The sequence below is a fragment of the Sinobaca sp. H24 genome, assembly GCF_023845525.1.
Genome location: NZ_JALBWT010000011.1, coordinates 83,309 through 96,307, shown reverse-complemented (window position 1 = coordinate 96,307; position 12,999 = coordinate 83,309). Strand labels below are relative to the sequence as shown.

Genomic DNA, 12,999 nt, shown 5'->3' with positions numbered 1-12,999 from the left:
AAACGGCAATGAGGGGTATATACTTTTTATAGTTTAGGTCTATAAACTCGATAGCGGGTTTGGCAGCTTAACAATAGTAGAAAGGAGATGAACATTGCCGGAAAGAATTCAAATCACCTTTAACGGTGAAAAGAAAACAGTAGAAAATGACCAAAGTGTCCTGCAATATACAATTGGAAACCTTCAGAACTTCCTAACGTATGCTATCATCCAAGCCTTGGAGCCATTGAAACCTGTGATACATGCATGGTTAAAGTGAACGGGGAAATGGTTAGAGGATGCTCGACGCCTTGAATGATGGAGACGTGGTAGATTCTGTATCATCTGATGTACAGGAAGCACAAGTTGTAGCAATGGACCGGATTCTGCATAACCATGAGTTGTATTGCACAGTTTGTGATTATAATAATGGCGGCTGTGAAATACATAATACGGTGAAAGAAATGAAAGTAGAGCACCACCAAGCGAGCCTTTTGAACCGAAACCTTACGAAGAGGATAATACAAATGCGTTTTACCGCTATGATCCGGATCAGTGTATCCTCTGCGGGCGCTGTGTAGAAGCCTGTCAGGATGTTCAGGTGACAGAAACGCTTACTATTGACTGGGAGCGCCAGAAGCCGCGTGTTATCTGGGATAATGATGTACCGATTGATGAGTCCTCCTGTGTATCCTGTGGTCACTGCTCAACAGTATGCCCATGCAACGCCCTCATTGAAAAATCCATGGTGGGAGAAGCAGGCTACATGACAGGAATTGACCAGCAGACACTGCGTCCAATGATAGAAGTAACCAAGCAGGTGGAAACAGGCTACAGTTCTATTCTGGCCATTTCTGATATGGAAGCCGCTATGCGTGAAAGCCGCATCGAAAAAACAAAACAACAGTATGTACTTACTGTGGAGTAGGCTGTAGCTTTGACGTCTGGACTAAGGGACGCGACATATTAAAAATAGATCCGCAGGTAGAAGCACCGGCAAACGGAATTTCAACCTGTGTGAAGGGTAAGTTCGGCTGGGATTATACAAATAGTGAAGAACGTATAACAAAGCCGCTTATCCGTAAAGGCGATTCTTTTGTAGAATCTACATGGGATGAAGCCATCGCTCTTATTAAATCGAAATTTACATCTATTAAAGAAGAACATGGACCTAATGCCCTCAGCTTTATCAGTTCTTCAAAAACAACAAACGAAGAATCGTACCTGATGCAGAAGCTCGGACGCGGAGTTATTGGAACCAACAACATTGATAACTGTTCCCGTTACTGCCAGTCTCCTGCGACAATGGGACTTTTCCGGACCGTAGGCTATGGCGGGGATTCAGGCGGCATTGAAGATATTAGAAATTCCGCACTTGTTATTGGTGTCGGCACAAATACTTCAGAGTCCCATCCGGTACTGGCAACAAGAGTAAAAAGCTCCCATAAGCTCAGAGATCAAAAGCTTATTGTTGCTGACCTGCGTAAGCACGAAATGGCGGAGCGCTCTGACTTGTTTGTCCGTCCAAACCCGGGTACAGACTTGATCTGGCTTTCTGCGGCAGCAAAATATATTCTCTTGATCAGGGATGGGAAGATAAGAAATTCCTTGGAGAGAGTAAACGGCCTTGATGAATTCAAAGCCAACCTGGATAAATACACGCTTGACTATGCTGTTGAAAAAACAGGAATAGCTAAAGAAGATATAATCGAAATTGCGAAAAGCGTTTATGAAGCAGAAACAACCTGTATTCTCTGGGCTATGGGTGTTACACAGCATTTAGGAGGAAGCGACACGAGCACAGCGATCTCCAACCTGCTTCTCGTTTCAGGTAACTACGGCAAGCCGGGTGCAGGTGCTTATCCGCTTAGAGGACATAATAACGTGCAGGGTGCAAGTGACTTTGGAAGCATGCCTGACAAAATGCCTGGATATGAAGATGTAATGGATGAAGAAGTACGTGCGAAATATAAAAATGTGTGGGGAGTAGACCTTCCATCCGAAAAAGGTTTGAACAACCACGAAATGATTGATGCCATTCATGACGGCAAGCTGAAAGCTATGTACTTAAAGGGAGGAAATGAGCCTGGTTGATTCAAACATCAACTATGTACAGGATGCTCTTGCCAAGCTTGACTTCTATGTAGTACAGGATGTCTTTCTCAGCCGTACAGCTCAGTTTGCTGACGTTGTACTTCCGGCAAGCCCAAGTCTTGAAAAAGACGGTACGTTCACAAACACGGAGCGTCGTTTCCAAAGACTTTACAAAGCATTGGAGCCAATGGGAATCCAAGCCGGACTGGCAGATCATTATGGAAGTGGCTAATGCAATGGGAGCTGAATGGAACTATTCCCACCCATCAGAAATCATGGCAGAGGCAGCTTCACTTGCAGATATCTTTGCAGGAGTTTCCTATGACCGCCTGGAAGGCTATAACAGCCTGCAGTGGCCGGTATTTGCAGACGGTACAGACTCACCGGTACTGTTCCTGGACGAATTTCCGTTCCCTGACGGCAAGGCAAGACTGTACCCTGTAGATTGGACAGTCCCTGTACAATACGAAGAGCAGTACGATCTGCATGTAAACAACGGCAGAATGCTTGAGCACTTCCATGAAGGAAATATGACGTACCGTTCTCAAGGTATTAAAGACAAAACGCCAAATAACTTTGTTGAAGTTTCTCCTGAACTGGCAATAGAGCGCAATGTGAAAGACGGCTCTCTTGTACGAATTATTTCTCCATACGGTGCCATTAAAGTAAGATGTATTGTAACGGAGAGAGTAGCAGGCAATGAGCTGTATGTATCAATGAATGACAGCGGAGATGCGGCTATTAACCTCTTAACAAGCAGCTACTCAGATAAAGATACCGATACGCCTGCGTATAAAGAAGTAAAAGCTAAAATGGAAGTACTGGAAACAGAAGGTGAAACGCCGCTTCCGAAGCATAACTTCCGTTATGGTAATCCACAGCCTCAACAAGGGGTGGAAGTACACCGTAAATGGAAACGCGATGATTACGAATTCCCGGGCGATACGGTTAAGAAAAACCGCGGCCTCACGAAAGATTTAGTGAAAAAGGGGGAGTCTTAAATGGCAGAGCCGATTACTTCTATTCAAAGGCGCACCCTTAGTGAAGAAGAACAAAAGAAACAGGACTTAAAAGAAATTGAAGAAGTTCTTTTAGCTAATAAAGAAGGAATTCTAAGCTCAATTGAAATTCTGAACGGTTTACAGAGTAAGGGCGTTCTGACTATTATTAACGGCCTGCTGAAAGAAGGAGAAGAAGTGATGGATATTCTCGTGAAAACCATTGATCAGCCTGGTGTCACGAAAAGCATCAAAAATCTTCTTCTAATGGGCGGTCTCGCGGGCTCTATTGATGTAGACAAGATTAAGCCTATGCTGGACCGTTTAAACAATGGGCTGGAGCGGGTTTCCGAGGAAGAGGAAAATCCACATAAAACAAATATTTTCTCTCTGTTAAAGCTGCTGAGGGATCCGGAAGTCAACCGCACCGTTACCCTGATGGTAAGCTTCCTGCAGGGAATGGGGCAGGCACCGGCTCAAAGCGAAGCGATGCCAAACGAGAAAAAGCTCCCGATACAGACGTATAAAACCAAACAAAAGCACCCATCCTACAGATGGGTGCTTTTTGATATGCAAAAATATCAGCTGTTCTGCTGTTTTTTTATTTTCTTCTTCTGCTATCTGTTTATAGTACTGGCCTTTTTCTACATAACTCTGGCGGATGCGTGCCATATCTTTTCGGTCTTCTTCATTCAGTTCGCGTATCACTTTAGCAGGGCTTCCGAATGCAAGGGAATGAGGAGGAATCGTTTTTCCGGGAGGAACGAGACTGCCCGCTCCAATGAAAGACCCTTCCCCTATTTCCGCACCGTCCAGGATGGTAGCGCCCATACCAATCAATGCATTTTTACGAATAACGGCACTATGAAGCATTACTTTATGGCCTATTGTTACATCGTCTTCTAAAATAAGAGGGTTTTTCGGACTCTGATGCAGCACGGAATGGTCCTGAATATTGACCCGGTTTCCGATAATAGTAGGAGCCACATCCCCCGGATCACTGTATGAAACCATATGCTTGATTCTTCTCCGATTTTTACATCACCAGTAATAATGGAGTAATCTGCAAGGTAGACACTGGATGCAATCTCTGGATAAATGCCGTGATAAGGATATATTTTCATGAAGTCCTCCTATATGAGTCAATATATTGTACACTTATAGTACTAGTGTATCAAAATTAAAATAAACAGAGAAGTAAGCAGGAGAGGCGGGTCAGTAACGTGATGAAAACATGGTTAGTCGAAAGGCCGAGAGCGACCGTCGTTATTGTACACGGCAACGGGGAGCACCATGGAAGGTATGAGTGGATGATTGAACAGCTGAACCGCCAGCGGTTTAACGTCGTAAGCGGTGATCTGCCGGGACATGGAAGAACCCGTGGAAAAAGAGGGCATGTGGACAGCTTTGACCAGTACATAGATGCCGTATTTACCTGGTATACAGAAGCTGCAGGGTATGACCTGCCTGTTTTTTTATTCGGGCATAGTATGGGAGGATTGGTTACGATCCGCATCCTGATGGAAAGACGCATGCGGATCCGGGGAGTTGTATTGTCTTCTCCGTGTTTAAGCCTGTATCAGCCGCCGGGTCGGATGAAAGATTTAAGCACAAAAATGCTGCATCGTCTAAAGCCGACCTTTAGTTCCAGTTCGGGTATTCAGGCGGCGGATGTTACAAGAAATGAAGAGGCCAGAGCCTCCTACGAAACGGATGAATGGAACACATCTACCGTGACGGTTAGGTGGTATCAGGAACTGCTCAAAGCGATGAAGCAAAGCCACGCAGATGCCCTGGAATTTCCGGATGTGTCTCTGCTTGTGATGCAGGCAGGCACTGATTTAATTGTAGATAAACATGCTACACACCACTGGTTTAACAAGCTTGAAATCACGGATCGTTCCCTGCGGGAGTGGAAAGGGTTATACCACGAATTGCTGAATGAACCGGAGCGTGAAGAAATATTCCGATTTATGATGTATTTCATTCATATGAGGTTATAGGGTACAATGGCATCGTGTTTTATAATTTATTATGCAATAGGAGGATTTAATTATAGTGAGCGCCCCAACAACGATGTGGACTTTGATGTACCACATAAAAAAAGAAATTGTGCCGCGTGTCCATACGATTTTGGATGAATGGCGCGTAAAAGCAGCAGGCATCCCGAATGCGGATCTCCGCGGGCATGCATTGAACAGCATTAATGAAAATACGTTTCACAGCGAAGGAGGAGGCGTGTATGCTCTTTTAACAAGAAAAGAGATACGCGAAGACCTGCTTCGTTTTATCGTAGCGTACCAGATTATCTGTGATTATCTGGATAGTTTATGTGATGAGACCGATTCTTTTGATAAAAGGGATTTTCGTTCGCTTCATGAAGCGCTTCGAATCGCTTTATCTCCGGAAGAGAAAGCTTATCCATATTATGAACATCACCCACAGTCCGAAGATAATGGATTTCTGCAGGAGCTCGTAGAGGCCTGTCAGCAGCATGTTTCGGTTTTCCCAGGATTCTCTCATGCCCGTCCTTCGATGGAAGAGCTCTCTCTGCATTATAGAAACCTGCAGGTTTACAAACATGTGAAAAAAGAAGATCGGGAACCGCTTTTAACGGAATGGTTCGAAGAAGAAAAACATCATGTGCCCGATATGTTCTGGTACGAGTTCAGCGCGTCTACGGGCTCTACCCTTGGTATTTATGCCCTCGCCGCTTATGCTTCACGGAGCCATCTTGCGGAGTGGCAGGCGGAGGCCATCAAGAACAGCTATTTCCCTTACGTACAGGGCATGCATATTCTGCTTGATTACTTCATCGATCAGGAAGAGGATATTCAGGACGACGAACTGAATTTCTGTGCTTACTACGAGGATGAAGAAACGATGGTGCGCCGGATGGAATTATTCAAGCAGGAGGGCGAAAAGCGCCTGAAGCGTCTACCTGATGCGGCGTTTCATTCGTTATTAAATAAAGGCATTATCGCCATTTATTTAGCAGATGAAAAGGTCCAGAAGCGGCCGGAACTAAAAAAAACGGCCGGCCGCTTTATCCGCTTCGGGGGTCTTCCCACAGCCTTTTTCTATTTAAATTCGTGGGTGTTTCGTAAAACAACATAAAAGAAGAGCTCTGCCGGCCGGCAGGGCTCTTCTTTTTATTCTGCTTTATCTACTACGGTTAACGCGCCGGTTTCTGGAGAAATGACGAGTCCGTGCACCGGGGTGCCTGCGGGAAGAAAGGGATGCCTGCGTATAATATTTACACTCTGGCGTACGCTGTCTTCCACATTTTCAAAGCCTTTCAGCCATTCCCGGACGTTATTGCCGGAAGCTTCAATCTCTGCTACTTTTTCTTCCGTTAATCCATTTTTGTATGCTTTCTCAAGAAGAGGTTCCGGCTCCAGACCGGTCATGCCGCAGCCATAATGACCAACTACAGCAATCTCTTCTGCCTGTAGTTCATACAGCGCTACAATAATACTTCTCATAATACTTCCATAGGAGTGAGAAAGAACAGCACCAGCATTTTTGATGATCTTGGCGTCTCCCTGCTGCAGATTCATCGCTCTTGGAAGAAGCTCTGAAAGCCTGGTATCCATACAAGTTAAAACAACCAGCTTTTTGTTGGGAAACTTTGACGTTTCATAATTCTCATATTCTTTGTTTTCTACAAATGTCCGGTTAAATTCAATAATGGAATCAATCGTTGGCATTATTACGGCCCCTTCCCTGGTAAATTTGCACGGCGTCTGCACCGCACTTTCATTATTATATAGTAAGATTTATCTTTTTTCCAAAGCATATACAAGAGGCGGATGATTTATCTGATTGATAAACTGGTATTTGGCTGCATGAAAGGAGTGTTGGTTCAATGCAGAAATGTATTTATCTACGGCATTCTGCTCGCGAGCGCCTTCTGTGTGTCCCGGATAAGCTGTAATAAGAATGCCGCATTCTTTAGGCAGGGAAGGAAGCAGATTTTCCAGCGTTCGAATGGTAGAAGAGGTGGTCGTCGTGATGCTTTTATCCCCGGAGGGAAGATAGCCTAAATTAAACACAACCGCAGCTGTATTGTTGATCACTTCCTGAGGCACCCATTCCAGTATTTTTTCATGGCTGTCGTGAATAAGGTGTACATTGGTATATCCTGCCTGATCAATGCGCTGGGCTGTCGCATTAATCGCCTGTTTTTGAATATCAAAGGCGTACACCAGGTCTGCACGTTCAGCCAGAAATAAAGTGTCTGCGCCTTTTCCGGCCGTAGCATCGATGGCTGCTGCACCTTTATGAAGGTATTTTTCCAAAAGAAGACGTCCGAATGGAAGAACGCCCGGCATCTTCATCGGGAAGTCTCCTGAACGCCTGCGGCAAATTTACCCTGCCAGCTGCCGCGTCTTTTCAGTTCATCATCAATTCCATTTAATACGCTCCATTTATTCATGCTCCACATTGGTCCTATCATCAGCTCGGCCGGCCCGTCACCGGTGAGGCGGTGAATCGTAATAGAAGCAGGGAGCCTTTCAATCTGATCTGCGGTCAGCTGAATATAGTCTTCCTGTGACATCAGCTCGACAAGTCCTTTTTCATACTGCTTTACCATCGGGGTTTTCTTCAGCAGGTGCAGCAGATGAATCTTAATGCCCTGAATATCGAGTCTGCTTACTTCTTTCACCGTTTCAAGCATCATCTCAGGGGTTTCCAGAGGCAGGCCGTTGATCACGTGGGCACAGACGTTAATATTGTGCTTTCTAAGCTTTTCCACGCCTTCTTTATAGCACTCATAGTCATGGGCCCGGTTAATTAACAGGGCGGTGCGTTCGTGCACGGTCTGAAGGCCCAGCTCCACCCAGAGATGCGTCCGCTGATTCAGGTCAGCAAGATACTCAACGACGTCATCCGGCAGGCAGTCGGGGCGCGTAGCGATAGATAACCCAACAACATCCTCCTGTCTGAGAATGCTTTCAAACATCACCTTTAATTCCTCCACCGGGGCATATGTGTTGCTGAAGGCCTGAAAATATCCAATATATTTTCCTTTTTTCCATTTTCGGTTCATCCGGTTTTTTACTGTGTGAAATTGATCAATAATATCTTCTCCCCGGTCTCCGGCAAAATCCCCGGAACCTCTCTGGGAACAGAACGTACAGCCGCCGGAAGCGACAGATCCGTCCCGGTTGGGGCAGTCAAAGCCGCCGTCGAGAGGAACTTTAATAATTTTTTCGCCGAAATGATTTTTCAGCTGATGATTCCATGTATAATATCGTTTGTCTCCCCAAAGTAATGGAGAGGCTGTATCTGCATTCATGTGTATCTCTCCCTGTATAAGTAAATCTAGTGTATCCTTTATTCTATCACGCCTATTTTTGAAAACCCAGCGGTGGAATAGGGTTATACCTGCTCTGCCTTGACAGGCAAGGGGTTAATCCATAAAATATCATATATTGATTACCATTTTTCAGTGAAGAAAGCGAAAGTACGATATAATGTATTTATACATAGTATCTCTGCGGTAAAAAACACAGGAATAATCGTGATATAGAGAAAGAGGAGGCTGTAAACATGGCATTTCCGCATCAGGAAATCGAACAGAAATGGCAGCAGTACTGGGAAGAAAACAAAACCTTCCGTTTAGAAGATGAACAAAATGATAATCCGGATTATTATGCTCTGGATATGTTTCCTTATCCATCAGGCGCAGGGCTTCATGTAGGCCACCCGGAAGGCTATACAGCTACCGATATTTTATCCAGAATGAAACGGATGCAGGGATACAATGTGCTTCATCCTATCGGCTGGGATGCATTCGGCCTGCCGGCAGAGCAGTTTGCCCTTGATACTGGAAAGCACCCGCGTGACTTTACGAAATCGAATATTGACACGTTCAAACGCCAGATTAAATCTCTGGGGTTTTCTTATGACTGGGACCGCGAAATTAATACGACGGATCCGGATTACTACAAATGGACCCAGTGGATTTTTATCCAGCTTTACAATAAAAACCTGGCATACATGGATGAAATCGCCGTAAACTGGTGCCCGGCACTCGGAACCGTTCTGGCTAATGAAGAAGTCATTGACGGAAAAAGCGAACGCGGCGGCCACCCGGTGGAACGCCGTCCGATGAAGCAGTGGATGCTTAAGATCACTGAATACGCTGATCGTCTTCTCGAGGATCTTGAAGATCTCGACTGGCCGGAAAGCATTAAGGACATGCAGCGCAATTGGATTGGACGTTCGGAAGGAGCGGAAGTCACCTTTAACGTGAGAGGCTCCACGAAATCTTTCACCGTGTTTACGACACGTCCCGATACATTGTACGGAGCGACTTACTGCGTGCTGTCTCCTGAACATGAGCTCACACCTGCTATTACGACAGCGGAACAAAAGCAGGCCGTAGAGACCTATCAAAAAGAAGTAGCTACAAAGAGTGATCTGGAGCGCACGGAACTGCAGAAAGAAAAAAGCGGCGTATTTACCGGAGCATATGCAATTCATCCGGTGACCGGAGAAGAAGTTCCTGTCTGGATTGCGGACTATGTATTGTCCACGTACGGAAGCGGCGCTATTATGGCCGTTCCCGCCCACGATCAGCGTGACTATGAATTTGCGAAAAAATATGATCTGCCGATTATTCAAGTATTGGAAGGCGGCAGCATTGAAGAAGAAGCATATACAGGTGATGGTGCCCACATCCATTCCGGTTTTCTGGACGGCCTTGGCACAAAAGAAGCAATTACAGCGATGATTACATGGCTGGAAGAGCAGGGCACCGGGGAAAAGAAAGTCACGTACAGGCTGCGCGACTGGCTTTTCAGCCGCCAGCGCTACTGGGGTGAACCAATTCCTGTTATCCACTGGGAAGATGGCAGCATGAGCGCGCTTCCGGAAGAAGAGCTTCCACTCGTTCTTCCGGATATGGATGAGTTTAAGCCATCCGGTACGGGGGAGTCTCCTCTTGCCAACGCAAAAGACTGGCTCGAAGTTACGGATCCAGTAACAGGAATGAATGGACGCCGCGAAACCAATACGATGCCGCAGTGGGCAGGAAGCTGCTGGTATTACCTTCGTTATATCGATCCGGATAATACGGAAAAGCTGGCAGATGAAGAAAAACTCAAACGCTGGATGCCGGTTGATATCTATATCGGCGGTGCCGAGCATGCGGTGCTGCATCTGTTATACGCCCGCTTCTGGCACAAGGTGCTGTATGATATTGGCGTTGTTTCTACAAAGGAACCGTTCCAGCGTTTATACAACCAGGGCATGATTCTTGGGGAAAACAATGAAAAAATGAGCAAATCCAAAGGCAATGTAGTAAACCCGGATACGATCGTTAAAACCCACGGGGCGGATACGCTGCGTTTGTATGAAATGTTTATGGGTCCGCTTGACGCCTCGATTGCCTGGTCAGAGAATGGGGTAGAGGGCGCCAGGCGCTTTCTCGACAGAGTATGGCGTCTGTTTATCAAAAATGATAACGAATTAAGTCAGGCAGTTACGAACAAAGAACCGTCCGGCGATTTCGAAAAAACGTATCATAAAACGGTAGCCAAAGTTACTGAAGAGTTCACGCATCTTCGGTTTAATACAGGCATCAGCCAGCTGATGATCTTTATAAATGAAGCATATAAGCAGGAAGAACTTCCTAAGCCATTCATAGAAGGGTTTACAAAGCTTCTGTCTCCCATTGCCCCCCATCTGGCAGAAGAGCTTTGGTCGTATCTCGGCCATGAAGGCACAATTACCTATGAGCCCTGGCCGGTTTATGATGAAAACATGCTCGTAGAAGATGAAGTAGAAATTGTTGTACAGGTAAACGGCAAAGTGAAATCCAAACTGCTGATCGCGAGAGAAGCAGATAAAGCAGCGACGGAAGAACTTGCTATGGCACAGCCAAAAATCAAAGAAGAAACCGAAGGCAAAACGATCCGCAAAGTGATCGTAGTCCCTGGGAAGCTCGTGAATATTGTAGCCAACTAAAGACTGTCTTCACAAAAAGAGCCTAATCTCGAATGTAGAGAATAGGCTCTTTTTGTATTTTCTTTTTACAGAGGTGCTGTGTTTTTCATTGCAGCGGCGGCTGTACCTGCGGAATAACCGGTAGAAAACGCACAGGTGATATTAAATCCACCCGTATAACCATGCACGTCAAGGATTTCTCCACAGAAAAACAGTCCTTCCGTCATTTTCGATTCCATCCGCTTCGGATCAATTTCCTTAATGGAAATGCCTCCACCGGTAACAAACGCGTCTTCAATCGACAGCGTGCCATCTGCTTCAATCCGAAAGTCCGTCAGGAGATCAGCCAGCTTTCGCAGGGCATCGTTTGTCATAGTATCCAACGGTTCGTCGGCAGCAATACCGGCACGTTCGAGAAAGAAAAGCAGTGTTTTTTCCGGGAGCCACGACTTCAGCGCGTTTTTACTGTTTTTTGTGCCGTTTGTTTTTTTAAGGGTAATAAACTGCTGAAAAATAGCTTCCGGGCTGCTGTCCGGATACAGGGCAAGTGATAAAGGGATCGTGTCCGTTTTGTATTTTTTCAACGCCTTCACCACGTACTGGCTGCAGCGCAGGCTGATCGGACCGGAGACGCCGAAATGAGTAAAGATAAATCCGCCGCGGTGGGTTTTGATTTTTTTCCCTTTTGGCTGCATCACAGTTAAAGCCACGTCCTGAAATGATGCCCCCTGCAGCACTTTCTGCTGGATAAACGGTTCGCTGGATGTAATCGGAACCTCGGTCGGATAAAGTTCCGTAATCGTATGACCCGCAGCTTCCGCCCACGGATAACCGTCTCCGGTACTTCCTGTCTGCGGAACGGATTTGCCTCCGGTCGCAATGATAACTGAAGGAGCGTACAGCTTTTCTCCGTTTTCCAGAACCAGCCCTTCGATTCTGCCATTTTCAATCAGAAGAGAAGCAACCTTTGTCTGTTTTCTCGTTTCCACCTGCAGCCTGTCGAGTTCCTGTAAAAGAGTCTGCACGACGGTGACGGCTTTATCATTTACCGGAAACATCCGACCCATATTCCTTCAGCTCAATGCCGAGTCCTTCAAAATAAGCAATAATGTCCTCGTTATTAAAATTGGAAAAAGGGCTGTACATAAATTTTCCATTACCGGGTATATGCTCAATAAGCTGCTTAAGTTCCATCCGGTTTGTGACATTACAGCGTCCTCCGCCGGAAATAGCAAGCTTGCGTCCGAGTTTTTTTCCTTTATCAAGCAGAAGGACGCGTGCCCCGTGTTCAGCAGCCGCTGCTGCGGACATCAGGCCGGCGGGTCCTCCTCCTACCACTATGGTATCGTATCGCATTATGATATCCTTTCCTTGTATAAACATATTGTCATCAACGTGTATTTTTGAAGTAATCCTATCATAACAAATAATCATGCTGTCTCCCACTATGGGAACGGCAGTGAAAAGGAGCTGGGAAAGCAATGAAAAAAATGCAGCTGAAAACAAAAACAAGAGATCAGTTTATTGATATTACAAGAGAAGTTGAAAAATATGTAAAAGAACAGGCTGTCAGCGATGGCACAATTACAGTGTACTGCCCCCACACAACCGCAGGTATTACGGTGAACGAAAATGCAGATCCCGACGTAAAAAAAGATATGATTATGAGACTCGATGAAGTGTACCCATGGGATCATGAAAAGTACCGCCATGCGGAAGGAAATACGGCTTCTCATTTGAAAGCAAGCACCGTAGGGACGGGCCAGACGATTATTGTTGCTGATGGAGCATTAGTGCTAGGGACATGGCAGGGAATCTATTTCTGCGAATTTGACGGCCCCCGGACGAGAACCTATTATTTAAAAGCAATGATAGGGTAATAAGATAAAATATTTGTTCTTCTCCAATGATTTACAAGATTCTCAGTGAAAATTATGGTAAAATTCTCAAGGATGAGATTTAGTAACTAATT

General features: G+C 45.6%; 7 protein-coding genes and 4 pseudogenes. 6 read left to right on the top strand and 5 right to left on the bottom strand.

What is annotated here, in order from left to right:
- Window positions 1-94: 94 nt before the first annotated feature.
- Window positions 95-3,074 (top strand): annotated as a pseudogene (gene fdhF / locus MMY81_RS15555) (formate dehydrogenase subunit alpha).
- A pseudogene (locus tag MMY81_RS35340) lies at window positions 3,075-3,485 on the top strand (helical membrane plugin domain-containing protein); the annotation flags it as partial.
- A gap of 192 nt (window positions 3,486-3,677) precedes the next feature.
- On the opposite strand, the pseudogene MMY81_RS15550 reads toward MMY81_RS35340, so the two are convergent.
- Window positions 3,678-4,195, bottom strand: a pseudogene (locus MMY81_RS15550) (gamma carbonic anhydrase); the annotation flags it as partial.
- A 102-nt stretch (window positions 4,196-4,297) separates the two neighbouring features.
- Here MMY81_RS15550 and MMY81_RS15545 point away from each other — a divergent pair.
- Window positions 4,298-5,074, top strand: a complete 777-nt coding sequence (locus MMY81_RS15545; RefSeq protein ID WP_252313647.1) for an alpha/beta hydrolase — start codon at window positions 4,298-4,300, stop codon at window positions 5,072-5,074.
- Between the two features lie 55 nt (window positions 5,075-5,129).
- On the top strand, window positions 5,130-6,188 hold the full coding sequence (locus MMY81_RS15540) for a tetraprenyl-beta-curcumene synthase family protein (protein ID WP_252313598.1): 1,059 nt from the start codon (window positions 5,130-5,132) through the stop codon (window positions 6,186-6,188).
- 35 nt (window positions 6,189-6,223) lie between these two features.
- Here MMY81_RS15540 and MMY81_RS15535 read toward each other — a convergent pair whose 3' ends face one another.
- The 3 genes from MMY81_RS15535 to mnmL form a co-directional block, all read right to left on the bottom strand.
- The gene (locus MMY81_RS15535) at window positions 6,224-6,781 is read right to left on the bottom strand and encodes a beta-class carbonic anhydrase (RefSeq protein ID WP_252313597.1); all 558 of its coding nucleotides are present in this window, start codon (window positions 6,779-6,781) and stop codon (window positions 6,224-6,226) included.
- A gap of 69 nt (window positions 6,782-6,850) precedes the next feature.
- Entirely contained in the window at window positions 6,851-7,411 is a 561-nt protein-coding gene (mnmM, locus tag MMY81_RS15530) for a tRNA 5-(aminomethyl)-2-thiouridylate-methyltransferase MnmM (protein ID WP_252313596.1), read from the bottom strand.
- Window positions 7,408-8,373 carry a tRNA modification radical SAM protein MnmL/YtqA gene (mnmL, locus tag MMY81_RS15525; RefSeq protein WP_252313595.1) on the bottom strand — a complete coding sequence of 322 codons (966 nt, stop codon included), beginning with the start codon at window positions 8,371-8,373 and terminating at the stop codon, window positions 7,408-7,410. Before mnmL ends, mnmM begins: the two co-directional genes overlap by 4 nt.
- A gap of 254 nt (window positions 8,374-8,627) precedes the next feature.
- Between mnmL and leuS the strand changes: the two genes are divergently transcribed.
- A complete protein-coding gene (gene leuS / locus MMY81_RS15520; RefSeq protein ID WP_252313594.1) occupies window positions 8,628-11,048 on the top strand; it encodes a leucine--tRNA ligase in 2,421 nt (806 codons plus the stop codon).
- A 65-nt stretch (window positions 11,049-11,113) separates the two neighbouring features.
- Here leuS and MMY81_RS15515 read toward each other — a convergent pair.
- A pseudogene (locus MMY81_RS15515) lies at window positions 11,114-12,383 on the bottom strand (BaiN/RdsA family NAD(P)/FAD-dependent oxidoreductase).
- Between the two features lie 125 nt (window positions 12,384-12,508).
- Between MMY81_RS15515 and MMY81_RS15510 the strand changes: the two are divergent.
- Entirely contained in the window at window positions 12,509-12,907 is a 399-nt protein-coding gene (locus MMY81_RS15510; protein WP_120194377.1) for a secondary thiamine-phosphate synthase enzyme YjbQ, read from the top strand.
- Window positions 12,908-12,999: the final 92 nt, after the last annotated feature.